General features: G+C 71.6%; 22 protein-coding genes. 10 read left to right on the forward strand and 12 right to left on the reverse strand.

The window, feature by feature from the left end; translation table 11 throughout:
- The first annotated feature begins 148 nt into the window (after nucleotides 1–148).
- The 4 genes from ADK65_RS20985 (at nucleotide 149) to ybaK (ending at nucleotide 4,151) form a co-directional block, all read left to right on the forward strand.
- Complete coding sequence (locus ADK65_RS20985) at nucleotides 149–1,726, forward strand: oxidoreductase (protein ID WP_053671871.1); 1,578 nt, start codon at nucleotides 149–151, stop codon at nucleotides 1,724–1,726.
- Nucleotides 1,727–1,847: 121 nt separating this feature from the next.
- Nucleotides 1,848–2,888: a hypothetical protein gene (locus ADK65_RS20990; RefSeq protein WP_053671872.1), complete on the forward strand. Its 1,041-nt coding sequence runs from the start codon at nucleotides 1,848–1,850 to the stop codon at nucleotides 2,886–2,888.
- A gap of 11 nt (nucleotides 2,889–2,899) precedes the next feature.
- Nucleotides 2,900–3,640 (forward strand): LON peptidase substrate-binding domain-containing protein, encoded by a 741-nt coding sequence (locus tag ADK65_RS20995; protein WP_053671873.1) that lies wholly within the window; start codon nucleotides 2,900–2,902, stop codon nucleotides 3,638–3,640.
- 10 nt (nucleotides 3,641–3,650) lie between these two features.
- On the forward strand, nucleotides 3,651–4,151 hold the full coding sequence (gene ybaK / locus ADK65_RS21000; protein ID WP_053671874.1) for a Cys-tRNA(Pro) deacylase: 501 nt from the start codon (nucleotides 3,651–3,653) through the stop codon (nucleotides 4,149–4,151).
- A gap of 96 nt (nucleotides 4,152–4,247) precedes the next feature.
- On the opposite strand, the gene ADK65_RS21005 is transcribed toward ybaK, so the two are convergent.
- The 4 genes from ADK65_RS21005 to ADK65_RS21020 form a co-directional block, all read right to left on the reverse strand.
- The gene (locus tag ADK65_RS21005) at nucleotides 4,248–4,937 is read right to left on the reverse strand and encodes a hypothetical protein (RefSeq protein WP_053671875.1); all 690 of its coding nucleotides are present in this window, start codon (nucleotides 4,935–4,937) and stop codon (nucleotides 4,248–4,250) included.
- A 56-nt stretch (nucleotides 4,938–4,993) separates the two neighbouring features.
- A complete protein-coding gene (locus ADK65_RS21010) occupies nucleotides 4,994–5,815 on the reverse strand; it encodes an ABC transporter permease (RefSeq protein WP_053671876.1) in 822 nt (273 codons plus the stop codon).
- Between the two features lie 103 nt (nucleotides 5,816–5,918).
- Entirely contained in the window at nucleotides 5,919–6,893 is a 975-nt protein-coding gene (locus ADK65_RS21015; RefSeq protein WP_053671877.1) for an ABC transporter ATP-binding protein, read from the reverse strand.
- 123 nt (nucleotides 6,894–7,016) lie between these two features.
- Nucleotides 7,017–8,228 carry an NYN domain-containing protein gene (locus ADK65_RS21020; RefSeq protein WP_053671878.1) on the reverse strand — a complete coding sequence of 404 codons (1,212 nt, stop codon included), beginning with the start codon at nucleotides 8,226–8,228 and terminating at the stop codon, nucleotides 7,017–7,019.
- Between the two features lie 221 nt (nucleotides 8,229–8,449).
- On the opposite strand from ADK65_RS21020, the gene ADK65_RS38910 reads away from it, so the two are divergent.
- Nucleotides 8,450–8,614, forward strand: a complete 165-nt coding sequence (locus tag ADK65_RS38910; RefSeq protein WP_167526560.1) for a hypothetical protein — start codon at nucleotides 8,450–8,452, stop codon at nucleotides 8,612–8,614.
- Nucleotides 8,615–8,705: 91 nt separating this feature from the next.
- Here the strand turns inward: ADK65_RS38910 and dnaE are convergent, their stop codons facing one another.
- Nucleotides 8,706–12,245, reverse strand: coding sequence for a DNA polymerase III subunit alpha (dnaE, locus tag ADK65_RS21025; RefSeq protein ID WP_053671879.1), 3,540 nt, complete (start codon nucleotides 12,243–12,245; stop codon nucleotides 8,706–8,708).
- Between the two features lie 216 nt (nucleotides 12,246–12,461).
- On the opposite strand from dnaE, the gene ADK65_RS21030 reads away from it, so the two are divergent.
- The 4 genes from ADK65_RS21030 to ADK65_RS21045 all read left to right on the forward strand — a co-directional run bounded on the left by ADK65_RS21030 (nucleotide 12,462) and on the right by ADK65_RS21045 (nucleotide 17,271).
- Nucleotides 12,462–13,811 carry a DUF2252 domain-containing protein gene (locus tag ADK65_RS21030; RefSeq protein ID WP_053671880.1) on the forward strand — a complete coding sequence of 450 codons (1,350 nt, stop codon included), beginning with the start codon at nucleotides 12,462–12,464 and terminating at the stop codon, nucleotides 13,809–13,811.
- A gap of 69 nt (nucleotides 13,812–13,880) precedes the next feature.
- A complete protein-coding gene (locus tag ADK65_RS21035) occupies nucleotides 13,881–14,576 on the forward strand; it encodes a hypothetical protein (RefSeq protein WP_053671881.1) in 696 nt (231 codons plus the stop codon).
- A gap of 113 nt (nucleotides 14,577–14,689) precedes the next feature.
- A complete protein-coding gene (locus tag ADK65_RS21040) occupies nucleotides 14,690–15,508 on the forward strand; it encodes a thioredoxin domain-containing protein (protein ID WP_053671882.1) in 819 nt (272 codons plus the stop codon).
- A gap of 92 nt (nucleotides 15,509–15,600) precedes the next feature.
- Nucleotides 15,601–17,271, forward strand: coding sequence for an alkaline phosphatase D family protein (locus tag ADK65_RS21045; RefSeq protein WP_053671883.1), 1,671 nt, complete (start codon nucleotides 15,601–15,603; stop codon nucleotides 17,269–17,271).
- 5 nt (nucleotides 17,272–17,276) lie between these two features.
- Here the strand turns inward: ADK65_RS21045 and ADK65_RS21050 are convergent, their stop codons facing one another.
- Complete coding sequence (locus ADK65_RS21050) at nucleotides 17,277–17,846, reverse strand: dienelactone hydrolase family protein (RefSeq protein WP_053671884.1); 570 nt, start codon at nucleotides 17,844–17,846, stop codon at nucleotides 17,277–17,279.
- 107 nt (nucleotides 17,847–17,953) lie between these two features.
- On the opposite strand from ADK65_RS21050, the gene ADK65_RS21055 reads away from it, so the two are divergent.
- On the forward strand, nucleotides 17,954–19,090 hold the full coding sequence (locus ADK65_RS21055) for a mechanosensitive ion channel family protein (protein ID WP_053671885.1): 1,137 nt from the start codon (nucleotides 17,954–17,956) through the stop codon (nucleotides 19,088–19,090).
- Nucleotides 19,091–19,166: 76 nt separating this feature from the next.
- Here ADK65_RS21055 and ADK65_RS21060 read toward each other — a convergent pair whose 3' ends face one another.
- The 6 genes from ADK65_RS21060 to ADK65_RS39805 form a co-directional block, all read right to left on the reverse strand.
- Nucleotides 19,167–19,907, reverse strand: a complete 741-nt coding sequence (locus ADK65_RS21060) for an SDR family NAD(P)-dependent oxidoreductase (RefSeq protein ID WP_053671886.1) — start codon at nucleotides 19,905–19,907, stop codon at nucleotides 19,167–19,169.
- A 63-nt stretch (nucleotides 19,908–19,970) separates the two neighbouring features.
- On the reverse strand, nucleotides 19,971–21,557 hold the full coding sequence (locus tag ADK65_RS21065; protein WP_053671887.1) for a Na+/H+ antiporter: 1,587 nt from the start codon (nucleotides 21,555–21,557) through the stop codon (nucleotides 19,971–19,973).
- Between the two features lie 95 nt (nucleotides 21,558–21,652).
- On the reverse strand, nucleotides 21,653–22,120 hold the full coding sequence (locus ADK65_RS21070; protein ID WP_053671888.1) for a GNAT family N-acetyltransferase: 468 nt from the start codon (nucleotides 22,118–22,120) through the stop codon (nucleotides 21,653–21,655).
- Nucleotides 22,117–23,061, reverse strand: a complete 945-nt coding sequence (locus tag ADK65_RS21075; RefSeq protein WP_053671889.1) for an RluA family pseudouridine synthase — start codon at nucleotides 23,059–23,061, stop codon at nucleotides 22,117–22,119. The genes ADK65_RS21070 and ADK65_RS21075 overlap by 4 nt, the downstream gene beginning before the upstream one ends.
- A gap of 43 nt (nucleotides 23,062–23,104) precedes the next feature.
- Nucleotides 23,105–23,764 carry a signal peptidase II gene (gene lspA, locus ADK65_RS21080; RefSeq protein WP_053671890.1) on the reverse strand — a complete coding sequence of 220 codons (660 nt, stop codon included), beginning with the start codon at nucleotides 23,762–23,764 and terminating at the stop codon, nucleotides 23,105–23,107.
- An 89-nt stretch (nucleotides 23,765–23,853) separates the two neighbouring features.
- Nucleotides 23,854–24,621 (reverse strand): TraR/DksA family transcriptional regulator, encoded by a 768-nt coding sequence (locus ADK65_RS39805; RefSeq protein WP_324614291.1) that lies wholly within the window; start codon nucleotides 24,619–24,621, stop codon nucleotides 23,854–23,856.
- Between the last annotated feature and the right edge of the window lie 748 nt (nucleotides 24,622–25,369).

A 25,369-nucleotide genomic window follows, 5' to 3' on the forward strand; every position in this document is an offset into this window, starting at 1 on the left:
CGTCGTCCGCGCGTATCAATGGCTGATACAGCGCGTCGCGGAAGGGCGGAAGATCACCTTCACTTCTTGTGTTCGGGACGTCACTCACCGGGCATGAACGGGTGTACGAGGAAGTGACCCGCGAGTACCCGGGGAGGAAGGAAGCGCTGTGACCGAGGGGGCAGGCGTCCGTGCCGGGGAGCTGCCCGGGGACCTGACCGCGGCCGAGGCGGGCATGTGGCAGGCCTTCCGCAACGGCACCGTGTACGACCTGAGCAGCGGCGACGCCGTGGTGGACGATCCGCACGGCGGCCACCCCTGGGGTGCGGAGCGGACCGTACGGGCCCGGGTCGTGTGCTGGCTGCTGCTGGACGGTCCGCCCGCCCTGGCCGGCCGCGTGTCGTCGCTGAAACTGATGGGCGTGCAGGTCAGCGGTTCGCTGGACCTCGCGGGCGGCACGGTGGTGCCGTACGTCGAGATGCGCCGGTGCCGTTTCGAGCAGGACGTGCTGCTGCCGGAGGCCCGCTTCACGACGCTGCGGATGGTGGACTGCTCGGTGCCCCGGCTGGAGGCGGCCCGCGTGCACACCGAGGGCGATCTGCATCTGCCGCGCTGCCGCTTCCACCACGGCATCCGGCTCACGGACGCGCAGATCGGCACGGACCTGATGCTCAACCAGGCGATCGTGCACCGGGACCACAGCGGCCGGTCGATCGCCGCGGACGGCATGACCGTCGGCCAGGACCTACAGGCCGAGCTGCTGTCGTCGCACGGCGAGCTGAGCCTGCGCGCCGCGACCGTCGGCGTCTCCCTGAGCCTGCGCGGGGCGCGCCTGTCCAACCCGTACGAGCGGCTCGCGTTGAACGCCCCGCAGCTGACCGTCGAGCGCAGCCTCTATCTGACGCCGGCGGGGGTCGGCGCCCAGGCGATGAGCGGGATGACCCCGGCGCAGGGGACGCGGATCCAGCGCTTCGCCTGCGAGGGCGGCATCCGGCTGGACGACGGCCGGTTCGGTGACGCCGTCGACTTCGAGCGGGCCCGGTTCACCCTCACGGACGACCAGGAGCTGTCGCTGCGCCGGGTGCAGACGCCGGAGCTGCGGTTCCTCGGCGAGCAGCCGGTGCGGGGGCGGGTGGTGCTGTCCGGGGCGAAGGTCGTCAACCTGATGGACCGGGCGGACGCCTGGCCGGGCCCGGGGCGGCTGCACATGGGCGGCTTCGCCTACGAGAACCTGGTGCCGCGCGGGCCGTTCCCTCTGGACGAGCGGCTGGCCTGGGTGGCGGCGGCGACCGCCGAGTACAACCCGGAGCCCTACGAGCGCCTCGCGGCCGTGCTGCGGGCCGGCGGAGAGGACGAGGACGCCCGCGAGGTGCTGCTGGCCAAGCAGCGCCGCCACCGCGAGAGCCTGCCGATGGCGGCCAAGCTGTGGGGCTACGCGCAGGACTGGACGGTCGCCTACGGATACCGGCCGGGCCGGGCCGCGGTGTGGATGGCGGTGCTGTGGGCGGCGGGCTCCTACGCCTTCGCGCAGGCCGGCCATCCGCCGATGAAGCGGGGCGAACATCCGGAGTGGAACCCCACGCTGTTCACCCTCGACCTGCTGCTGCCGGTCATCGACCTGGGCCAGGTGGGCTTCTGGCAGCTGCGGGGACCCTGGCAGTGGCTGGCGACGGCGATGATTTTGCTCGGCTGGATCCTGGCGACGACGGTGGCGGCGGGAGCGACCCGGCTGCTGCGCCGCAACTGATGGTGCTGGTGTGACCACAGGGGCCGAACTGTCACGGTTTTACGCTCTCTTGACCATCCGATGTACAACTTTCCGTAGGTTCCATGAACACTCTGGCGCCGTCATGACCAGCCGACTTTCAATGGTCGGCACCATGGCAATGCAGCTCCCGTTCATCCGCCCGAGCCGGATGGCAAGGACCTCCCCCCACCTCGTCGGCGAGCCGTGCGCCGGCGACGAGGTGCTGCTCGACGCTCCCGACGCCCGGCTGAGTCCGGCGCTGGTCGCCGCCGCCCGGGGCGATCACGGGCCGGCCGCGGCCCTGCTCTTCGCCACCCGCGCGGCCGGTGAATGGGAACGGCGCGACCGGTACGTGACCCGGCTGGCCGCGTTCGCCCGCTCGCGGCCCGAGTGGCTGGACGCCTGGCTCGCCATCGCCCCGCAGGACCCCGACGCGCTGCTGGTCGGGGCCCAGCTGGCGGTGGACCGGGCCTGGCAGTCACCGGCCCGGGCCGAGGTGCTGCGCGAGGTGAGCCCGCTGATCACGGCGGCCGCCCGGGGTGACCAGCGCGACCCCGTGCCGTGGCGGCTCGCGCTCGACCACGCCCGGGGAGCACAGGCGGGGCACACCTACTTCGAGGAGCTGTGGGCGGCGGCCGTACGCCGTGCCCCGCACCACTACGGCTGCCATGTGGCGGCCCTGCGCTACCTGGCCACCTACTGGCACGGCTCGCACCACGAGTGCTTCGACTTCGCCGACCGGGCGGCCCAGGACGCTCCCGCCGACGCGCTCGTGCAGGCCCTGCCGCTGCGGGCGGCCTTCGGCTACGTCACCGACCGGTGCGGGCCCGAGGTGCCGCGCGAGCGGCTGGACGCGGCGGCCGACCGGGCGATCGCGCTGTCCCCGCTGCTGCCGGCGGCCGACCCCTGGCCGGCCCGGATGCGGAACCTGCTGATCTTCGTCCTGGTGCGCCTGGAGCGCTGGGCCGACGCCGCCGAACAGCTGCGTCTGAACGGCCCGTACGCCACCTCCTTCCCCTGGGACCAGGTGTCGGACGACCCGCTCGGCCACTTCCTGGGGGTGCGCGAGGACATCCTGGCCGGGACGGCCGGGGCCGCCGGGGACCCGTCCGGGCATCCACGGAGTGAACGGGGCGGTCGAGTCCGTCCCGGCGACCATTAGGCTTTTGCGTCGTGACCACCGTCCGGCTCCCCCTCTTCCCCCTGAACTCGGTGCTGTTCCCGGGGCTCGTGCTCCCGCTCAACGTCTTCGAGGAGCGGTACCGCGCCATGATGCGCGAGCTGCTGAAGACGCCCGAGGACGAGTCCCGCCGGTTCGCCGTCGTGGCGATCCGCGACGGCCACGAGGTGGCCCCGAGCGCGCCCGGCATGCCCGACCCGACGGCCGTGCCCGAGCGGGGACCGGCGGCCGGTTTCGGCGCCGACCCGGTCAAGGCGTTCCACAAGGTGGGCTGTATCGCCGACGCGGCGACGATCCGGGAGCGCACCGACGGCTCCTTCGAGGTGCTGGCGACCGGCACGACCCGGGTGAAGCTGCTGTCGGTCGAGGCGTCCGGGCCGTTCCTGACGGCCGAGCTGGAGCCGCTGGAGGAGGAACCGGGCGACGAGGCCGCGCCCCTGGCGGAGGGGGTGCTGCGTTCCTTCCGCCAGTACCAGAAGCGACTGGCCGGCGCACGGGAACGGTCCCTGGCGACGGGGGCCGACCTGCCGGACGAGCCGGGCGTGGTGTCGTACCTCGTGGCGGCCGCCATGATGCTGGACACCCCGACCAAACAGCGCCTGCTCCAGTCCCCGGACACCGCGTCCCGCCTGCGCGACGAGCTGAAACTCCTTCGCTCCGAGACGGCGATCATCCGTAGTCTGCCGTCGTTGCCGGCGTCGGAGCTGACGCGCGGCCCGATGAGCCTCAACTGAGCGGATCGGCATGGCGAAGAAGGCGAAGAAGCAGCAGCCGGGCGGCACTCCGGCGACGGTGGCCCTCACGGCTGCCGGTGCGGACTACACGGTCCACTCCTACGACCACGACCCCGCGCACCCCTCCTACGGCGAGGAGGCCGCCGAGGCCATGGGCGTCTCCCCCGACCGCGTGTTCAAGACCCTGGTCGCGGACGTCGACGGCACCCTGACGGTCGCGGTGGTCCCGGTCGCGGGCCAACTGGACCTCAAGGCCCTGGCAGCCGCGGCCGGCGGTAAACGCGCGACCATGGCCGACCCGACTCTGGCGGAACGCACGACGGGCTATGTCAGGGGTGGCATCTCACCGTTGGGCCAGCGCAAGCGCCTGCCGACGGTCCTGGACGACTCGGCCACGGCCCACGCGACGATCTGCGTGTCGGCGGGGCGCAGGGGCCTGGAGGTGGAGCTGTCGCCGCAGGACCTGCAGAAGCTGACGGGGGCGGTCCTGGCCCCGATCGGCCGCGCGTAGTCTCGCCGGGCGGCGGGCGATGGTGCTGCCGGCTCGGCATCCGTACCGAAGTGGGCGGCACCGCACGGCGCCGCCCCCGGCCCCGACGCCGGGCCGCTACGAAGCAGGCGTCCCCTGGTACGGCTCGTGATAGGGCTCGGGTTCCGGATCCCGGGGCCCGAACAGCGCCATGAGCCCGAGGTGCAGCACCAGCGCGGCGAACGGCCAGGCCAGCAGCGCCCCCTTCGCCCCCAGCTTCAGCGGCGCGGAGAACGTCACCCCCCGCCCCACCTCCCGCGCGTGGGCGATGACGTCCTGCGCGGGCCCGAGCCACACCCCGACCCGCCAGGCGAGCAGCGACCCGAGCAGCCCTCCGAGGGCCAGCCCCACCACCAGCGGCACACCCCCGCGCCGGCGCAGCAGGAAGACCACGAGCGCGCTGACGATCCCGAAGCCCAGCCCGAGCAGCGTGAAGGTGCCGTCGACGCCGATGCCCTGCTCGCCCTCGGTGTCCTTGAGGTAGACGACCCAGTTCTTCTCCACCACGTCGCCGACCAGCGGCACGTGCGGCGCGAGCCACCACCACAGCACTCCGAGCAGCACCCCGCCGAGCGCCACGGCCACGGCGATCACCGCGGCCTCCCGCAGTTCCGTCTTCATCCCGGGGCCGTCCTGTCCGTACCAGCCGGGTCCGGCGTACTCGGCGTGCTGGGCCCCGGGAGCCGCGGGCCCGGCGTCCGGCGGCTGCCACGAACCCTGTGCGGCATGTCCGTGCGGTGGCTGAGGCGGAGTCAGTGGTGCGGTCACCCTGCCATCGTGCCAGGCCCGCCTGTGCGCCGCGTCACCGGACGACCGCTCCCCGCTCAACGGACGGCCGCCCGGCGGTACGCCCAGGTCGCCACGGCCAGCGAGACGACGCCCACGGCCCCGCACACCGCGAGGTCCCCGAGCACGAAGGCCCAGTCGGGATGCGGCCCGAACGTGCGCGCGAAGGCCTCCACGCCGTACGTCGACGGCAGCAGGTCCCGCGCGAAGCGCACGATCTCCGGCATCCGGTCGGCGGGCAGCACGCCCAGCAGCAGCGCCGCCGACATGCCGAGCTGCCCCAGCAGCGTGGCCAGCTCCGGCCGGGGCGCGAGCAGCCCCAGCGCCGCACCGAGCCCGGCGAGCGCGGCGCCCGCGAGCGGGATCACGGCCATGAGGACCCACAGGTGGGCCATCGGCAGCCCGAACAGCACACAGCCGAACACCGCGGTCACCACCGTCCCGGGCACGGTGAACGACGCGTACGCCCCGGCCGCGCCCAGCACCACCGCCGCGGGCGGCACGGGCAGCGTCGCGTAGTGGTCGAGCCCGCCGCTGGCCCGCAGCTGCCCGAAGTACTGCGCGAGCAGGTTCAGCGCGACGAAGGCGACCACCAGGACGGACGACCCGGCGACGACGGCCTGCGCCTCCGCTCCGTCGTCCACGACCCCCCGCATCAGGATCATGATCCCGACCGACTGGAAGGTCGCCACGAACAGCAGCGGGATCCGCGCCACCCTCGCCCGGGAGAGCTGGGCCCGGTACACGGCCGCCAGCGAGGGCCACAGCCGCGCCCGGGGTCCGAGCTCGGCCGCGCCCTCGGCCGGCTTCTCAGCGGCCAGGGCACCGCCCGGCAGGACATCGGCGGGTACGACACTCACGTCGTGCTGCTCCCCTTCGCTCGGATCCACTGCGGCAGTCGCCTGTTCGGTACGGAGTCCGCGGCCGGAGTGCTCACGGCCCGCGCGTCGGGTGCCCGGGTGCTCACGCCTTCACCAGCCCCTGCTGCGCGGCGCCGCCGAGGGCGAGGTACACGTCCTCCAGGCTCGGCGTGGCCAGGGTGAAGTCGTCCAGGGCGGCGAAGGCGGTCCCGCCGGTGACGGTCGCGACGACCGCCCGGGCCTCCTCGGGCCCGAGCCGCAGCGTCCAGCGGCGGCCCGACTCCACGACACGGTCCTTCAGCGCGGCGACCTCGGGCACGTGCAGGGGAGCCGCGTCCCGCCACACCAGGTCGACACGCACCTCTCCGGCGACCTGCTCCTTGAGCCCGGCGGGCGTGTCGCAGGCGATCACCCGCCCCCGGTCGAGGACGGCCACCCGGTCCAGCACCGTCTCGGCCTCGATGACGTTGTGCGTCACGAGCAGCACGGTCGTCCCGCGCTCGGCCCTGCGCCGGTCGACGGCGGACCACACGGCCCGCCGCGCCACCGGGTCCATTCCGGTGGTCGGCTCGTCGAGCACGAGCAGCGGCCGCTCCCCCACCAGGGCCGCCGCGAAGCACGCCAGGCGCCGCTGGCCCCCGGAGAGCTTCTTCAGCGGCCGCCCGGCGAGCGCCGCCAGGCCCAGCTCGTCGAGGACGGCGTCCCGCTCGGCCCGCGCCCGGCGCACGTCCAGGCCGCGCAGCCGCCCGGTGGTCTCGGCGGCGAGCGACACGGTCAGCTCGTCGAGGGCGGTCGACTCCTGTCCGAGGTAGGCGAGGATCCGCGCCGCCCGCTCGGGGTGGCGCACGATGTCGTGGCCGAGGATCTCCACACTGCCGCGGTCGGGCCGCATCAGCCCGGTCAGCTGCCGGACGAGGGTGGACTTGCCGGCGCCGTTCGGGCCGAGCAGGCCGAAGATCTCGCCGCGGCGGATGGCCAGCGTCACGTCGTCCGTGGCCCGGACCTCGGGCGCCGCGGGAGTGCCGCGCCGGCCGCGGACCGCCGGATAGGTCTTGGTCAGCCCGCGCACCGCGCACACGACGTCACCATCGTGCCGAAATGCCTGTGCCGCGCGCTTACTCACAAGGGACGAGACTACGGGGTCGGCGGCCCCGGTCCGCCCTCGGGTCGGTCCGCACCGGGAAATCCGCCGGCAAAGAACTCAGGCCTCGACGGGCGGGTGCTCCACGCCCGTGCGCACGCTGATCTCCCGCCAGAAGCCGGCCCGGATGGCGTACCGGTCCCGCTCGTCGATCTGGTCGTCCTTGTGGGCGAGCAGGCCGAAGCGGGCCGCGTAGCGCAGCAGCTCCCCGTCGACGCGGTGCGGGATGCGCGGGTACATCCCGGACAGTTTCGGCAGGTGGGTCTGGTCGCCCAGACGCTCCACCCAGCGCCGGGCGAAGACCTGCCCCACCTCGAAGGGGTCACCGCCGACGGTGGTGATGTCCTCCTCGCGGTCGGCCCAGCGCTGCTCGGCCGTGGTCAGTTGGGCGAGCGTCGGCATCGAGGCGGCCTCGGGGGGCTCGGCCGTGGGCCGGTCGACCCAGCCCTTGTCGGAGGACCACCGGAGGGTGGCGGAGGCGGGCTGCTGGGCGGGCTGGGTGCCGGGGGCGCGCAGGGCGGCCAGGTCCTTGGGCGTGGGGACCCCTTTGGCGGCGGGCACCCGTTCCTCGGTGCCGTTGTGCCCGGGGGCGTCCTCCTGGTGCCGGGGCTGCGGGGCGGACCGGCCGGTCACGGTGCCGAGGGCGGATTCGGGCAGGGGCGCGGAGAGGATGGCGGCGATCTCGGGCCGGGGCGCGGGCTGCGGCGCGCACACGCCGGTGTGCTCCTTGGCGCGGACGGCCTTGGTGATCCATGTACGGTCCAGCACGCGCCGCTCGTCGGCCTCGGCGACGAGGTCCTCGGACTGGTTGTAGTCGCCGTCGGCGGCCTGGACGGCCCACAGGTGGACGGCGACGCCGTGCTCCTTGGCGGCCATCATGCCGGGCAGCAGATCGCCGTCGCCGGTGACGAGGACGACGTCGGAGCAGGCGCGGTTGCGGGCCAGTTCGGTGAGCTCGGCGTGCATCGCCGCGTCCACGCCCTTCTGGGCCCAGCGGCCGTCGCTGCGGGTCAGGGCGCCGAGCCGGACGGTGACCCGGGGCATCACGCGCAGCCTGCGGTGCTCGGGCTGGGGGACGCGGTCTGGGGCGCCGTCGAACCAGTAGATGCGCAGCAGCGGCTGCTGCGTGTCGGATTCGGCGCGCTCGCGCAGCCCCTGGATGAGGGCGGTGTGGTCGACGGTGATGCGGGACCGCGAGGGCTCCCCGGCGAGGAGGCTCGCCGCGGCTCCCAGCAGATACCCAGCGTCCACCAGGACGATGCAGCGGTCCACGCGACTCACCCTCTTCCCAGGAGGTTTGCTTCGGGCTCGCTTCGAGTCTGCCCGACGGCGCGGAGGTTAACGGCCGGAACTCGATCTTCGGCGTGGCGTTTCGGGCCCTCCCGCTCCGACCAGCCCTGTCACGCACGGTAATTGTCCGACATGCGATCGTTGTCGGCCTGTGTGAATCTGGTCCCGGCCCTGGCCCCTAGTCCCCTACAGGAGGCATCACCATGGCCAAGAACAAGAACCGTGACCGCAAGCAGCAGCGTCCGACCGAGCGTGGTCAGCGGGCCGACCGCAGCCCCGCCTCGCAGACGGAGCCCCAGCCCGAGGTCGAGGCGACCCCCGGCGAGATGGCGTCGGCCAAGCGAAAGCGCAGCTTCGGCCACAACTGACGCCCGTGTGACGGGTTGTCGAGCCCGCGCACAAGCACGAGGGGCGTACCCGATCCCGGGTACGCCCCTCGAGCGCGTCACCAGCCCTGTCTCACCCGGCCAGGCAGGACGGTCCGAGCAGCACCTTCAGGTCGCCGAAGAGCGCGGGGTCCGGCTTCACCCGGTGCCGGTCCAGCCGCAGCACGGTCGTCTTGGTCGGTCCCTGGAGCTTGATCCGGACCTCGCTGTCGCCCTTGTGGTGACTGAGGACCTCGCCGAGGCGGCTGACCAGCGGCGGGGTGACCCGGGTGGCCGGGATGGTGAGGACCACGGGCGCGTTGGTGCCCGCGTTCGACAGGTCCGGGATCATCAGCTCCATCGCGACGAGCCGCGGGATGTCCTCGCGCTTGTCGAGGCGGCCCTTGACGAACACCACGGCGTCCTCGACGAGTTGCGTCGAGACGAGCTGGTAGGTCGCGGGGAAGAACATGCACTCGATCGAACCGGCGAGGTCCTCGACGGTGGCGATGGCCCAGGCGTTGCCCTGCTTGGTCATCTTGCGCTGCAGGCCGGAGATGATGCCGCCGATGGTGACCACGGAGCCGTCGGAGTAGTCGCCGCCGGTCAGCTGGGAGATGCCCGCGTCCGCCTTGTCGGACAGGATGTGCTCCAGGCCGAACAGCGGGTGGTCGGAGACGTACAGACCGAGCATCTCCCGCTCCTGGGCGAGCAGATAGGTCTTGTCCCACTCCTCCGGGGAGAACTCCACGTCGAGCCCGAAGCCCGGTTCGCTGGTCTCGGCCTCGCCCATGCCGCCGAAGAGGTCGAACTGGCCCTCGGCCTCCTTGCGCTTGACCGCGACCACGTTGTCGATCATCGGTTCGTAGTGCGCGGTGAGGCCCTTGCGGGTGTGGCCCATGGCGTCGAAGGCGCCGGCCTTGATCAGCGATTCGGTGGTGCGCTTGTTGCAGACCACCGCCTCCACCTTGTCGAGGTAGTCCGGGAAGGAGACGTACTTCCCCTTGGACGTGCGGCACCTGATGATCGACTCGACCACGTTCGTGCCGACGTTGCGGACGGCGGAGAGGCCGAAGAGGATCACGTCGTCGCCCTGGGCCGCGAAGTTGGACATCGACTCGTTGACGTCCGGCGGGAGGACCTTGATGCCCATGCGGCGGCACTCGTTGAGGTAGACGGCCGACTTGTCCTTGTCGTCCTTCACGGACGTGAGCAGCGCGGCCATGTACTCGGCGGGGTGGTTCGCCTTGAGGTACGCCGTCCAGTACGAGACGAGTCCGTACGCGGCGGAGTGCGCCTTGTTGAACGCGTAGCCGGCGAAGGGGACCAGCACGTCCCACAGGGACTGGATGGCCTCGTCGCTGAAGCCCTTCTTGCGGGCGCCCTCCTGGAACAGGACGAAGTTCTTCGCCAGTTCCTCGGGCTTCTTCTTGCCCATCACGCGGCGGAGGATGTCGGCCTCGCCGAGCGAGTACCCGGCGATGATCTGGGCGGCCTTCTGCACCTGCTCCTGGTAGACGATCAGGCCGTAGGTGACGTCCAGGACCTCCTTGAGCGGCTCCTCCAGCTCGGGGTGGATGGGCGTGATCTCCTGCTGGCCGTTCTTGCGCAGCGCGTAGTTCGTGTGGGAGTTCATGCCCATGGGGCCCGGGCGGTACAGGGCCGACACGGCGGAGATGTCTTCGAAGTTGTCCGGCTTCATCAGCCGGAGCAGGGAGCGCATGGGGCCGCCGTCGAACTGGAAGACGCCGAGGGTGTCGCCGCGCTGGAGCAGTTCGAAGGTTGTGGGGTCGTCGAGCGGGAGGCTCAGGAGGTCGATGTCGACCCCCTTGTTGGACTTCACCATCTTGACGGCGTCGTCCATGATCGTCAGGTTGCGCAGGCCCAGGAAGTCCATCTTCAGCAGGCCGAGCGACTCGCAGCTCGGGTAGTCCCACTGAGTGATGGTGACCTTGTCCGTGTGCCTGACCCAGACGGGCACGTGGTCGGTGATGGTCTCGCTGGACATGATCACGCCGGCGGCGTGCACGCCCATCTGCCGGACCAGGCCCTCGACGCCCTTGGCGGTGTCGATGACCTTCTTCACGTCCGGCTCGTTCTCGTACATCGCCCGGATCTCGCCCGCCTCCGAGTAGCGGGGGTGCTCGGGGTTGGTGATGCCGTCGAGGTTGATGCCCTTGCCGAGGACGTCGGCGGGCATGGCCTTGGTGAGGCGGTCGCCCATCGCGTACGGGTAGCCCAGCACGCGCGCGGAGTCCTTGATCGCGTTCTTGGCCTTGATGGTGCCGTACGTGCCGATCATGGCGACCTTGTCGGCGCCGTACTTCTCCGTCACGTAGCGGATCACCTCGACGCGCCGGCGCTCGTCGAAGTCGATGTCGACATCGGGCATGGAGATGCGCTCGGGGTTGAGGAACCGCTCGAAGATCAGACCGTGCGGGATGGGGTCGAGGTCGGTGATGCCCAGGGCGTAGGCGACGATCGAGCCGGCCGCGGAGCCTCGGCCGGGGCCGACCGCGATGCCCTGCTTCTTGGCCCACATGATGAAGTCGGCGACCACGAGGAAGTAACCCGGGAAGCCCATCGAGATGATGGTGTCCATCTCGTACTCGACCTGCTTCATGCGGTCGTCCGGGATGCCGTCGGGGAAGCGGCGGTGCATGCCGCGCAGGGTCTCCTCGCGGAACCAGCTGACCTCCGTGTACCCGTCCGGGATGTCGAACTTGGGCATCAGGTCGCGCTTCTCGAACATGCCCGTGGTGTCGACCATCTCGGCGATGAGCCGGGTGTTGGCGCAGCCCTCCTGCCAGGCGTCCGAGGAGTCGATGGCGTACATCTCGTCCGTGGACTTCAGGTAGTAGCCGGTGCCGTCGAAGCGGAAGCGGTCGGGGTCGGAGAGGTTCTTGCCGGTCTGGATGCACAGCAGCGCGTCGTGGGCGCTCGCCTCGTGCGCGTACGTGTAGTGCGAGTCGTTGGTGACCAGCGGGGGGATGCCGAGCTTCTTGGCGATCTCCAGGAGGCCGTCGCGGACCCGGTGCTCGATCTCGATGCCGTGGTCCATCAGCTCCAGGAAGTAGCGGTCCTTGCCGAAGATGTCCTGGTAGTCGGCGGCGGCCTTCAGGGCCTCGTCGAAGTGGCCGAGGCGCAGCCGGGTCTGGACCTCGCCGGAGGGGCAGCCGGTGGAGGCGACGATCCCCTCGGACCACTTCGCGATGGTCTCCTTGTCCATCCGGGGCCACTTCTGCAGCCAGCCCTCGGCGTAGGCGTCGGAGGACAGCCGGAAGAGGTTGTGCAGGCCGGTCGAGTTCACCGCCCACATCGTCTTGTGGGTGTAACCGCCGGAGCCGGAGACGTCGTCGCGCTTCTGGTGCGGCTGGCCCCACTGGATCTTGCGCTTGTTGCGCCGGGACTCGGGGGCGACGTAGGCCTCGATCCCGATGATCGGCGTGACCCCGGCCTTCTGCGCGGAGTGGAAGAAGTCGTAGGCGCCGTGGAGGTTGCCGTGGTCGGACATGGCGATGTGCGTCATGCCCATCTCGTTGCAGGCGTTGAACATGTCCTTCAGCCGCGCGGCACCGTCCAGCAGCGAGTACTGGGTGTGGACGTGCAGGTGCGTGAACGGCGGCTTCGACATGCGGCGGCCTCCAGAGAAAAAGTACGGCAAAGGGGTCCGGCAGGCTGCGAACAGTCTGGGGGACAGCGTCGAAGTCTATGCCTCGGCACTGACACCTGGAGGGCTGACCCGCGTACCTTCGTGCGAGGCTTCGCGGGCACTCCCGCGGGACGCCGCACGTTAGGCTTCAGGGCGGACCTGCCGCCCTGAGACGCATGTACCAGGAGGCACCCAGCGATGTCGTTCCCGCAGCTCAGCGACGAGCAACGCGGTGAGGAGATCCTCGCCGTCTTCGACACCGCCTTCGGCGAGCTCCTGGCCGCCGACCCGGCCGCGTTCCGCGTGAAGTTCCGGAAGATGGCGGCCTCGGCCTTCGCGTTCTACCGGGGCACGGCGGGTCTCTTCTACCACGATCTGGACGAGGAGAACGCCGGGCGGGGTGGCGGGAGGACGCTCAGTGGGCCGTATCTGGACGAGCGCACCTCGCGCGTGTGGATCCACGGCGACCTGCACGCGGAGAACTTCGGCACGTACATGGACGCCAACGGCCGCCTGATCTTCAACGTCAACGACTTCGACGAGGCCTACGTCGGCCCCTTCACCTGGGACCTCAAGCGCCTGGCCGCCTCCATCGCCCTGATCGGCTACGCGAAGGCACTCGGCGACGAGCAGATCTCGGAGCTGGTGACGATCTACGCGGTCGCCTACCGCGAGCGGATCCACGCCCTGGCGACGGGCGCGAAGAGCGACGAGGTGCCGCCGTTCACACTGGACACGGCACAGGGGCCGCTGCTGGACGCGCTGCGTGACGCCCGCTCACTGACCCGCTTCGGGCTGCTGGACTCGATGACGGAGATCCGCGACTTCGAACGCCGGTTCGCCTCGGGAGGCGGCTCGGTCGAGCTGGACGCGGCCACGCGCTACAAGGTCCTCGCCGCCTTCGACGGCTACCTGGAGACGCTGCCGGACAGCTCGCTGACCCGCCCGGACTCCTATCGCGTGAAGGACGTCGTCGGCCGGCGCGGCATCGGCATCGGTTCGGCGGGGCTGCCGTCGTACAACATCCTGCTGGAGGGGCACAGCGACGCCCTGGAGAACGATGTCGTGATCTACATCAAGCAGGCCCAGACCCCGGCGGTCTCCCGGCACGTCACGGACCGGGCGATCCGCGACTACTTCCAGCACGAGGGGCATCGCACGGTCATCTCCCAGCGCGCCCTGCAGGCGCACGCCGACCCGTGGCTGGGCTGGACCGAGTTGGACGGCGCGGGCCAGCTGGTCGCGGAGGTCTCGCCGTACGCGGTCGACCTGGACTGGGGCGACATCGACGACCCGGGCGAGATCGCCCAGGTGGTGGCCGACCTCGGCCGGGCGACGGCCACGATGCACGCGGCGGCGGACGACCAGTCCGGCGAGTCCCTGGTGCCGTTCTCCACGGAGCGGGCCATCGACGCGGCGATCGCGGCCGACGAGGAGGGCTTCGCGCCCCTGCTGGTCGACTTCGCGCACAGCTACGGCGCCCGCGCGCGTGCCGACCACCAGACCTTCGTGGACCTGTTCCGCAACGGCCGCATTCCGGGCCTGTGACGGCAAGGCCTCTCACAGGCATCCTTTAGGGGTCTCTTACAGGCCGACGTGACACACTCTCCTCTCGCTATGGACATATCCGGGATCCAGCTCAGAGCCGTACGCGCGGCACTGTTCACGGCCGTGGTCGTGACGCTCAGCACCGCGTCGCACGTCCTGCTGTCCCGCGCCCCGCTGCCGATGGGCACGGTGGCGGCGGTCGCCGCCGCCGTGTTCGTGATCGCGTTCGCCCTGGCGGGCCGCGAGCGCTCCTTCGGGAGGATCGCGGCTCTGCTGATCCCGCTGGAACTCGCCGCCGACACCGTGTTCACCACGGGCCAGCACGCCTGTTACGGCCGTGCGGGCGGCCCGGTCGCCGGCCCGTTGCGCTCGGTGGGCCTGGACGTGCTGTGCGGTGGCGGCGAGGTCGGCACGCCGCTGGCCCGGATGGCCGGCGCCACCGGCACGGAACGGCTCGCGGCCGCGGTCGCCCACGCCGACCCGGCCACCGCCTGGCTCCTCCTCGGAGCGCACGTCGGTGTCGGCCTCTTGGCCGCCGTGTGGCTGCGCCGCGGCGAGCGGGCCCTGGCCCAGCTGCTGCGGGCGGTGACGGCGACCACGTTCCGGCCGCTGCTGCTGGCGGTCGCCGCGGTCGCGGTGGAGCGGGCCCCGGCCGGGCGGCGCCTGCCGGCGCGTGCCGCCGACCGCACCCCGACGGCCCGGGACCGGATCCTCGCGTACTCCCTGGGACGGCGTGGACCGCCGTGCTCATCCGCCTTCGCGTAAGGCACCCGCCGTCGTGCGAGGCACCCTCGCCACCCGCGGCACTTTCGAGCACCAGCAGTCCCCTACGTATCCCGCACCCACAGAGGTGCGCGTCCCCTACGGAGAACATCACCATGAGCAAGCGCAACAGCCAGTCGGCGAAGACGGCGGCCCGCGAGCGGCTGCGCATCGAGCGCGAGCGCGAGGCCAAGCGGGCGAAGACCAAGCGGCAGATCATCGTCGCCTGCTCGATCGTCGGCGTCCTGGCGATAGCCGGCGGCATCGGGTACGCGGTCGTCCAGGCCAACAAGCCCACCCACTGGGAGGCGGTGAAGGACGAGAAGGTCGTCACCCCCGCCAACACCACGGGCACCGACGGCACCACGGTCGTCATCGGCAGGGCCTCGGCCAAGAAGACGCTGAAGATCTACGAGGACCCGCGCTGTCCCGTGTGCGCCCAGTTCGAGCAGACCGTCGGCCCGACCGTGAAGAAGGACATCGACGACGGCAAGTTCAAGATGCAGTTCGTCGGCGCCACCTTCATCGACGACAAGGACAACGGCGAGGGCTCCAAGAACGCGCTGAGCGCCCTGGGCGCCGCGCTGAACGTGAGCGACCAGGCGTTCCTCGACTACAAGGCCGCGCTGTACTCGGCGAAGTACCACCCGGAGGAGACGACCGACAAGTTCAAGGACGACAGCTACCTCATCAAGGTCGCGGACACCGTCCCCGAGCTGAAGGGGAACAAGAAGTTCCAGGACGCGGTCGAGAAGGGCACCTACGACGCCTGGGCGATGGCCATGTCGAAGACCTTCGACGACAACAAGGACGGCGTGAAGGGCACGCCGGGCTTCGTCATGGACGGCAAGCAGCTCACCGCCGACAACCAGGGCACGCCGCTGATGACCGTGGACGACTTCAACCGGGTCGTGGGCGAGGCCCTCAAGAAGTGACGCCGGGTCAGGTACCGGTCGGGATGTGAAGAGCGGGCGAACTTCCGGAGTTCGCCCGCTCCGGCCCATACCGACCAGTAACCTGATCGGTCGTGACCAGTCGATACAGATCATCGAATACGTCAGAGGGACTCAACTCCCTCACCCCGCGCCGCCGTACGGTCGTCAAGGCCGCGGCGGCGACCGCTGTTCTGGCCGGGCCGCTGGCGGCGACCCTGCCCGCGCGCGCCGTCGACCAGGCACCCGCCTTCCTGCACGGCGTCGCCTCCGGTGACCCGCTGCCGGACGGCATCCTGCTGTGGACCCGCGTCACGCCGGTGCCCGGGGCGATACCCGGCTCCGGTCTCGGCCCGGACACCGAGGTGAGCTGGGTCGTCGCCAGGGACAAGGCGTTCACCACCGTCGTCGCCAAGGGCTCCACGACCGCGACGGCGGCCTCCGACCACACCGTGAAGGCCGACATCCGCGGTCTGGAACCGGGCACCGACTACTGGTTCCGCTTCTCCGCCGGCGGCACCGACTCCCCCGCGGCACGCACCCGCACCGCCCCCGCGCACGACGCGGCCGTCACGGGCCTGCGCTTCGGCGTGGTCTCCTGCGCCAACTGGGAGGCCGGCTGGTTCTCCTCGTACCGGCACCTCGCGGCCCGCGGCGACCTGGACGCCTGGCTGCACCTCGGCGACTACATCTACGAGTACGGCACCGGCCAGTACGCCACCCGCGGCACGGTCGTACGCCCGCACGCCCCGGCGCACGAGATCGTCACGCTCGCCGACTACCGCATCCGGCACGCGCGGTACAAGACCGACCCGGACCTCCAGGCGCTGCACGCGACGGCCCCGGTCGTGGCGATCTGGGACGACCACGAGTTCGCCAACGACACCTGGTCGGGCGGTGCGGAGAACCACACGGAGGGCGCGGAGGGTGCCTGGTCCGCCCGTCAGGCCGCGGCCAAGCAGTCCTACTTCGAGTGGATGCCGGTCCGCCCGGCGATCGCCGGCACCACCTACCGGCGGCTGCGCTTCGGCAAGCTGGCCGACCTCTCGCTGCTGGACCTGCGGTCCTTCCGCTCGCAGCAGGTGAAGGTCGGCAACGGCGAGGTCGACGACCCGGACCGCACGCTCACCGGCCGCGCCCAGCTCGACTGGCTCAAGGCGGGGCTGAAGTCCTCCGACACCACCTGGCGCCTGGTCGGCAACTCGGTGATGATCTCGCCGTTCGCCATCGGCTCACTCTCCGCCGACCTGCTGAAGCCGCTGGCCAAGCTCCTGGGCCTGCCGCAGGAGGGCCTCGCCCTCAACACCGACCAGTGGGACGGCTACACCGACGACCGCCGCGAGATCCTGGCGCATCTGCGGACGAACGCCATCCGCAACACGGTCTTCCTCACCGGCGACATCCACATGGCCTGGGCCAACGACGTGCCGGTGGACGCCGGGACGTATCCGCTGTCCCCCTCGGCCGCCACGGAGTTCGTGGTCACGTCGGTCACCTCCGACAACCTCGACGACATCGTGAAGGTGCCGGAGGGCACGGTCTCCGCGGTCGCCTCACCGGTCATCCGCGCCGCCAACCGCCATGTCCACTGGGTCGACACCGACCGGCACGGCTTCGGCGTCCTGGACATCACCGCCGAGCGCGCGCAGATGGACTTCTACGTCGTCTCCGACCGCACGAAGCCCGACGCGACCGCCAAGTGGTCCCGCTCGTACCGCACCCGCAGCGGCACGCAGAAGGTCGAGCGCACCTACGACCCGGTGTAACAGCCCTACAGGGTGTCGAGGAAGCCGAGGGCCACCCGCCAGGTGGTCTCGGCGGCCTCCTCGTCGTAGTCCGGCAGGTCGGGGTCGGTGTAGAGGTGGCCGGCCCCGGCGTACCGGTACACCTCGACGTCGGCGCCGGTGCGGCCCATCTGGAGGTACCAGGCGCTCAGCCAGTCGTCCGTCTCGAAGGGGTCCGGCTCCGCCACGTGCAGCTGGACCGGCAGGTCCTCGGCCGTGACGTCCGGCGCGATGTCCGACGTGCCGTGCAGCAGGAGCAGGCCGCGCGCCTTCTCGTCGCCGAGGGCGAGGGTCTGCGCGATGGAGGCGCCGAGCGAGAAACCGGCGTACACCAGCCCGCGCTCGGAGTAGGGCGCGGCGGCCAGCACGGCCCGCTTCAGCAGCTCCTCCTTGCCGATCTTCTCCTTGTGCGCCATGCCCTCCTCGACCTCCTCGAAGGTGCGCCCGTCGAAGAGGTCGGGCGTCCACACCTCGTGTCCGGCCGAGCGCAGCCGGTCAGCGGCCCGGAGCACCGCGGGCCGCAGCCCGAAGGTCGAGTGGAAGAGCATGATGTTCATGAGCCCATGGTGCCAGCCGGGTGTGACGGGCCGGAATCGCGGCACTACCCACGACGCAACGGAAGTCACATGTTCATGCCCCCAGGGAGCCGGTTAGGTTCGGTGGCATGGAGAACCTGCTACGACCGCTGATCGTGGTCGGTGGCTCGGTCGTGCTCACGCTGGTGATCGGCTGGGCCACCGACTTCCTGCTGCGCAAGGCCGACGCACGGCACCACGAGACCCCGCTGTGGGGCTCCCTCCGCCGTGGCCGCATCCCCTACCAGCTCGTGCTGTTCGCGGCCCTGCTGAGAGGGTCGTACGACGAGGCGCGACTGCTGGAGGACCACCGCGAGGGCATCGGCCAGACGCTGACCCTGCTGCTGATCGGTTCCGCCGCCTGGCTGGTCATCCGGATCGCGGCCGCGGTCGTCGAGACGTCCTACAGCCGCTACGCCAACGCGCACGCCCAGCGTGATCCGGCCCGGGTACGCCGGGTGCGCACCCAGGTGACGCTCATCATGCGGGTGGTCTCCGCGATCGTCGCCGTGGTGGCCGCGGCCACGATGCTGCTGACGTTCCCGGCGTTCAAGGCCGCGGGCGCCTCGCTCCTGGCCTCGGCCGGCATCCTCGGCATCGTCGCCGGTGTCGCCGCCCAGTCCACGCTGGGCAACCTGTTCGCCGGGCTGCAGATCGCGTTCGGCGACATGGTGCGCATCGGCGACACCGTGGTCGTGGACGGCGAGTGGGGCACGGTCGAGGAGATCACACTGACGTTCCTGACCGTCCGCACCTGGGACGAGCGCCGCATCACCATGCCGGTGTCGTACTTCACGTCCAAGCCGTTCGAGAACTGGTCGCGCGGCACGCCGCAGATGACCGGCACCGTCTTCTGGCATGTCGATCACTCCGCGCCGCTGGAGGCGATGCGCGAGAAGCTGCGTGACATCCTGCGCGAGTGCCCGGCCTGGGACGGCCGCGCCTACAACCTGACCGTCACGGACAGCACCCCGAGCACCATGGAGGTGCGGGCCCTGGTGACGGGCAAGGACGCGGACGACATCTGGACGGTGCGGGTCACGGTCCGCGAGCAGATGATCGGCTGGCTGGCGGACGAGCACCCGTACGCGCTGCCCCGGGTCAACACGGCGGACGCGGTCCTCCCGCCGTCCTCGCGCGGCAACGGCCACCGTCCGTCCCCGGAGACCGTGCCGGCCCAGCAGCGCCGCTACCACGGGAACGGCTCCGGGCGGCCGGGACACTGACGGTACGGGCCGGCGCCCGCAGAGACGACCGGAGGGCTGCCCGCGGAGCGGGCAGCCCTCCTTTTCGCTGTCGGTGTCAGCGACCGCGCTCGGCGCCGCCGTTGACCTGGATGATCTGCGAGGTGATGTGCCCGGCGCCCGGGGAGGCCAGCCAGTGCAGGGTCTCGGCGACGTCCCCCGGGGTCCCGGCCCGCCCGTTCGACGTCTCGCCGATGAGCCGGTCGCGGCGGTCCTCGGCCATGGCGTCCCCGAAGAACTCGGTGTCCTCGATGTACCCGGGCGCGACCACGTTCACGGTGATGCCGCGCGGGCCCAGCTCCCGGGCCAGGTCGTGCGCGTAGGGATGCAGCCCCGCCTTGGACGCCGCGTACGCGCCGCTTCCCGATCCCCGGTAGGCGGCGATGGAGCTGAGGAACAGCACCCGGCCACCGGGCTCGGCGAGCCGCGGCTTCAGCGCCTCGGTGAGCAGGACCGCGGTCAGGGTGTTGAGCCTGAAGTTCACGTTCCACGTGTGCGCGACGGCCGCGAGGGCATCGCCCTCCGGGGCCTCCGGTTCGAGCAGTCCGCTGCCACCGGCGCTGTGCACCAGCACGTCCACGGCCCCCAACTCGCGCTCCACGAAGGCGGCGACACCGCGCACGTCCTCCGGGTCGGCGAGATCGGCCGCGTACGTCAGCGCGCCGGGCACCTCGGCCTTCTCCAGCACCTCGGCCCGCCGCCCGAGCAGCAGCACCCGGTCCCCGCCGGCGGCGAACACCCGGGCCGCCGCGAGCCCAATTCCCGTACCTCCACCACTGATTACTACGTTGCGTGCCATACGAACGACCCTACGACGCCCCGGCCACCCGCCGTCAAACCGGCAGCCGGAGCAGACGCCGGCTCACCGCAGGCTACGGACGTCGAGGTGCCGCAGAACCCGGTCGACCACCTCGGGATCCGCCCCGGGCTCGCTGCGCGCCGCCAGCACCTCGTGCCGTGCCGCGCTCAGCATCTCCTGCTGGATCCGCCGCACCCGCTTCACCCGCCGGGCCCCCTCCCGGAACGCCTCCCGGCGCTCGTCCTCGGCGAGTTCGGGGCTGATCCGCACGCCGATGTCGTAGGCCCGCCGCAGCATCTGCTCGGACAGCTCCTCCGACAGCTCCTCGTTCCCCTCGATCTCCCGCAGCCGCTGCTTCGCCGCCTTGGCCGCCCGGAGCGCGAGCGCCTTGGCGAACTCCTTCTCCCGGTCGGTGTCGGCCTTCACGCCGAGCCGCCGCACCAGCCACGGCAACGTCAGACCCTGCAGCACCAGCGTCGCCATGATCACCCCGAACGCGATGAAGATGATCTCGTCCCGGCTGGGGAACGGCGACCCGGCGTCGGTCTCCAGCGGAATGGCCAGCACCAGCGCGACCGAGGCCACCCCGCGCATCCCCGACCACCACATCACCACGGTCTCGCGCCAGCTCACCGGGATGTCCTCGTCGTAGTCCCGCCGCTCGTGCAGCCGCTTCGTCAGCCAGGTCGCCGGCAGCAGCCACAGCAGCCGGGCGAAGACGACGACGACCACCACCACCGCCGCCCACCAGAGGAGCTCGCCCCACCGGCCGGAGGCCGTGCGGATGGCGTTGTGCAGCTCGAGACCGACCAGCCCGAACGCGACACCGGTGACGAGGGTGTCGACGATGTTCCAGAACGTGTGCCCGGCCAGCCGCGTCATGACGTCGTCGGCGTCGGAGCCGTACTCCGCGAGGAACAGCGCGGTGGTGAGCACCGCGAGCACCCCGGACCCGTGCAGTTCCTCGGCCATGACGTACGAGGCGTACGGCACCAGCAGGGTCAGCCCGACCTGCAGGGTCGCGTCGCCGAGCACCTCCATCAGCTTGTTGGCGCCCCAGCCGAGCGCGAGGCCCACGGCCACCGCCACCACGGCCGACAGCACCAGGTCGAGCCCGGCCTTCCAGGGCGAGAACGTCCCGCTGACGGCCGCGGCGATCGCCACGTGGTAGAGGACGATGGCCGTCACGTCGTTGAACAGCCCCTCGCCCTCCAGGATCGACACCAGCCGGCGGGGCAGCCCCAACTGCCCGGCCACGGCGGTCGCCGCGACCGGGTCCGGCGGGGCGACCAGCGCGCCCAGCGCGAACGCCGCCGCGAGCGGCAGCCCCGGCACGATCGCGTCGGCCACGGCGGCCACACAGGCCATGGTGACGAACACCAGCGCCACGGCGAGCAGGAAGATGGGCCTCTTGTTCGCCGCGAACTGCCGCCAGGACGTGCGCCGCACGGCGGCGTACAGCAGAGGCGGCAGCAGCAGCGGCAGGATCAGGTCCGGCGCGATCTCGACGTTCGGCACGAACGGAAGCAACGCGAGGACTATCCCCAGGAGCGTCATCAGCACCGGGGCGGGCACCTTGAACCTGTCTCCCACGGGGACACTGATCACGGCCCCGAGCAGCAGCACGAACAGCAGGGCCAACTGATCCACGGTCAGCGCTCCGGAAGGTCAGATGTTCACACGACTGACCTCAAGCCTGCCACGCAACTCCCGGGACAAACCGTTTCGGCACCCACCACGAGGGGCTAAAGCGAACGCCGCATCCCCTGGTGCGGAATGCCCGCCTCCACGTACTCGGGGCCATAGGCCTGGTAGCCGAGCCGCTCGTAGAAGCCCAGCGCGTGCGTCTGCGCGTGCAGGTCCACGGCCGCGAGCCCACGCGCGCGTGCCGCGTCCTCGATGGCCCGGACGAGAGCGGCGCCGACACCGAGTCCGCGTGCCGGGCCCGCCACCGCGAGCCTGCCAAGAGAGCCGACTGACGGGTCCCCACCGGTCTGGGCGACGGCCGCCTCCCCGTGCAGCAGCCGCCCGGTCCCGAGCGGCACACCGTCCTCCCGGACCGCCAGCACATGGACCGCACCGGCGTCGTGCGCGTCGTACTCGAGGTCCTCCGGCACGCCCTGCTCGCCGACGAAGACCTCCTTGCGCACCGCGAAGCACGCCTCCCGGTCGGCCGGGTCCTCGGCGACCCGCACCACGTACCGGGTGCTCACGCCCAGGTCTCCTCGCGGACCTGGTCGAGGGCCTTCTGCAGGTCCTCCGGGTAGTCGCAGGAGAACTCCACCCACTGCCCGTCCCCGGGGTGCTCGAAGCCGAGCCGCACCGCGTGCAGCCACTGCCGGGTCAGGCCGAGGCGCTTGGCGAGCGTCGGGTCGGCGCCGTAGGTGAGGTCGCCGACGCAGGGGTGCCGGTGGGCGGCCATGTGGACGCGGATCTGGTGCGTGCGGCCGGTCTCCAGCTTCACGTCGAGCAGCGAGGCCGCGCGGAACGCCTCCATGAGGTCGTAGTGCGTGACGGACGGCTTGCCCTCGGCGGTGACGGCCCACTTGTAGTCGTGCTGGGGGTGCCGGCCGATGGGCGCGTCGATGGTGCCGCTGGTCGGGTCGGGGTGGCCCTGGACGAGCGTGTGGTACCGCTTGTCGACCGTGCGCTCCTTGAACTGGCGCTTGAGCGAGGTGTAGGCCCGCTCCGACTTGGCCACGACCATCAGCCCCGAGGTGCCCACGTCGAGCCGGTGCACGATGCCCTGGCGCTCGGCGGCGCCGGAGGTCGAGATGCGGTACCCGGCGGCGGCGAGCCCACCGATCACGGTCGTCCCGGTCCAGCCCGGGCTGGGGTGCGCGGCGACACCGACCGGCTTGACGATCACGACCACGTCGTCGTCGTCGTGCACGATCTCCATGCCCTCGACCGGCTCGGCGACGATCTGCACCGGCGCGGGCGCCTGCGGCATCTCGACCTCCAGCCAGGCGCCGCCGTGCACGCGCTCCGACTTGCCGACCACCGACCCGTCGACCGTGACCTTCCCCGCCGCGGCGAGCTCGGCCGCCTTGGTGCGGGAGAAGCCGAACATGCGGGAGATGGCGGCGTCGACGCGCTCGCCCTCCAGGCCGTCGGGCACGGGCAGGGTACGGATCTCGGGAATCGTGCTCACCCGTCGAGTATGCCGGACGGCCAGGACGGGGCCGTACGCGCGCTCAGTCCTTGTGGACGGTCCCGTCCGGGTCGAGCCCCCGGAAGGACAGCAGCACGATCAGGATGCCACCGCACACGATCGCCGAGTCGGCCAGGTTGAAGACGGCGAAGTGCTTGGGCGCGATGAAGTCCACGACCGCGCCCTCGAAGACGCCCGGCGCCCGGAAGATCCGGTCGGTGAGGTTGCCCAGCGCTCCGCCGAGCAGCAGGCCGAGCGCGATCGCCCAGGGCAGGCTGTACAGCTTGCGGGCGAGGCGGGCGATCACCACGATCACCGCCGCGGCGATCATGGTGAAGATCACGGTGAAGGCCTCGCCGAAGCCGAAGGCGGCGCCCGCGTTGCGGATCGCCTCGAACTTCAGCCAGTCGCCGATGATCTCGATGGGCGGGTGGTGCTCCAGTTTGGCCACCACGATCAGCTTGCTGATCAGGTCGAGGGCGTAGGCGAACGCGGCGACGGCGAACAGCACCGCGATCCGGCGCCTGCCGCGGGGCCGCCCGGCGGTGGCCTCCGGCTCGCCGGTACCGGACGTTCCCGCCCCGGCCGCGGGGCCGGTGCCGGGCTCCCCTGCCGGGGTGCCCTCGGCGTCGGGCCGCTCCTTGCCGCCCCCGGCCGCGTCCGGTGTGTCCGGCGTACCGATGATGCGCTCCGCCTCTGCCACGTGAGTCCCTCAACCTAGGTGCCTGACTGAGGACGAGGGTACGGCACGCCCTGCGCGTCCCACGTGCTCAGGAGGCATTCGGCGGGCGGTCAGTAGCGGCGCTCCTGCTTCTGCTTGCACTCCACGCACAGCGTGGCCCTCGGGAAGGCCTGCATACGGGCCTTGCCGATGGGGTTGCCGCAGTTCTCGCACAGGCCGTAGGTGCCCGCGTGCAGACGTTCCAGGGCGCGCTCGGTCTGGAGAAGCATCTCGCGCGCGTTGGCGGCCAGGGCCAGCTCGTGCTCGCGGGTGATGTTCTTGGTGCCGGTGTCCGCCTGGTCGTCGCCCGCGCCGTCCCCGGAATCCCGCATCAGGCCCGCCAGCGACCGCTCCGACGACGTGATCTCCTCACGCAGGCGGGTCTCCTCGGAGGTCAGCTCGGACCGCGCCTCCTCGACCTCCTCCGCCGTCCAGGGGTCCTCGCCGGGGCGTACCGCGAGCTCGCCGGGCTCCGCCGCGGCGACCCGGGCCTTGGGAACGGCGGTCTTCGCCGCCGTGGCCGGGCCAGGAGTCTTCTTCGCAACCACCGTCGTCGCTCCCGTCTGCTGCGCGGCCTCGGCCGCACCCGCCTTCTTGGCCGTGCTGGTCGCGGCCCTGTCCTGTGTGACCGCGCCGGTCCGGGCAGCGCCCTTCCCGGCCGCGCTCTTCGTGGTGGTGCTCTTGCCTCCGGCGGCCTTCCGGGCCGGGGCCTTCCTGGCGGCGGCTTTCTTGGCGGCGGCCTTCTTCCCGGCCGCCTCGGCGCCTGCCGCCTTACCTCCGGCGGCCTTCTCGGTGCCGGCCGGTCCCGCGTCCGCCTTCATGCCGCTCGTCTTTCCCACCGCGGCCTTCCCAGAACGCGTCGACCCGCCAGCCGCCTTCACGCCAGCCGCCTCTGCGCCCGTCGCCTTCGCGCCCACCGACCTGCCCGCCGCCTTACCGGCCGCGGCCTTCCCGGAGCCCGTCGACCCGCCGGCCGCCCGCTTACCCGCCGACTTCCCGGCGACGGTCCTCCCGGCCGGAGCCTGCCCCGAGCCGATCGCTCCACCGACCGCCTTCGTGCCCGCCGCCCTACCGGCGGTCGTCGCCTCGGCCGATGCGGTCTTCGCGGCCGACGCTCTCTTCCCCGCCGCCCGCCCGGCCGGTCCACGCTCCGCCGATGCCTTCGCCGTGGTCCTCTTGGCCGCTGTCGCTTCGGCCGCTACCGCTCCGGCCGGCGCCTTCTCGCTCACGGCACGCGATGCCACCGCTTCACCGGCCACGGCCCTCGCCTTGCTCCCGGCCCTCCTCGCCCCGGCCGCCCTCGTCCCCTCGGCCGCCTTCCCCGCGTCCCTCTTCGCCGACCGCCCCGCCGAGCCCCCCTGTGTGGTCTTCTTCCCGCCCACGTCCCCCGCAGCGCCGCCGGAGCCCTTCACGGACCTGCCGGACGCCGGCTGCTGTACGGCGGTCTTCTTCGCCACCATGGCCGCGGCCCCTTCACATATTGTGATCTTGCTCGCGCATCGTGCTGGGACGATAAATCGACTTGAGTCCCGCGGCAACGGGGCACACCGCTCGATTCGCCCGCCTCGCGCACGCCGCGCGGCGAGC

The organism is Streptomyces sp. NRRL B-1140 (assembly GCF_001280065.1).
In the GTDB taxonomy this organism is placed as follows: domain Bacteria; phylum Actinomycetota; class Actinomycetes; order Streptomycetales; family Streptomycetaceae; genus Streptomyces.

What these genes read in the sequence shown, in the direction of transcription:
- ADK65_RS38910 (WP_167526560.1), top strand. Translation starts at nt 8,450, where the DNA reads ATGGCCAAGAACAAGAACCGTGACCGCAAGCAGCAGCGTCCGACCGAG.
- ADK65_RS21055 (WP_053671885.1), top strand. Translation starts at nt 17,954, where the DNA reads ATGGAGAACCTGCTACGACCGCTGATCGTGGTCGGTGGCTCGGTCGTG.
- ADK65_RS21040 (WP_053671882.1), top strand. Translation starts at nt 14,690, where the DNA reads ATGAGCAAGCGCAACAGCCAGTCGGCGAAGACGGCGGCCCGCGAGCGG.
- ADK65_RS21060 (WP_053671886.1), bottom strand. Translation starts at nt 19,907, where the DNA reads ATGGCACGCAACGTAGTAATCAGTGGTGGAGGTACGGGAATTGGGCTC.
- ADK65_RS20990 (WP_053671872.1), top strand. Translation starts at nt 1,848, where the DNA reads ATGGTCGGCACCATGGCAATGCAGCTCCCGTTCATCCGCCCGAGCCGG.
- ADK65_RS21030 (WP_053671880.1), top strand. Translation starts at nt 12,462, where the DNA reads ATGTCGTTCCCGCAGCTCAGCGACGAGCAACGCGGTGAGGAGATCCTC.
- ADK65_RS21035 (WP_053671881.1), top strand. Translation starts at nt 13,881, where the DNA reads ATGGACATATCCGGGATCCAGCTCAGAGCCGTACGCGCGGCACTGTTC.
- ybaK (WP_053671874.1), top strand. Translation starts at nt 3,651, where the DNA reads ATGGCGAAGAAGGCGAAGAAGCAGCAGCCGGGCGGCACTCCGGCGACG.
- ADK65_RS21050 (WP_053671884.1), bottom strand. Translation starts at nt 17,846, where the DNA reads ATGAACATCATGCTCTTCCACTCGACCTTCGGGCTGCGGCCCGCGGTG.
- dnaE (WP_053671879.1), bottom strand. Translation starts at nt 12,245, where the DNA reads ATGTCGAAGCCGCCGTTCACGCACCTGCACGTCCACACCCAGTACTCG.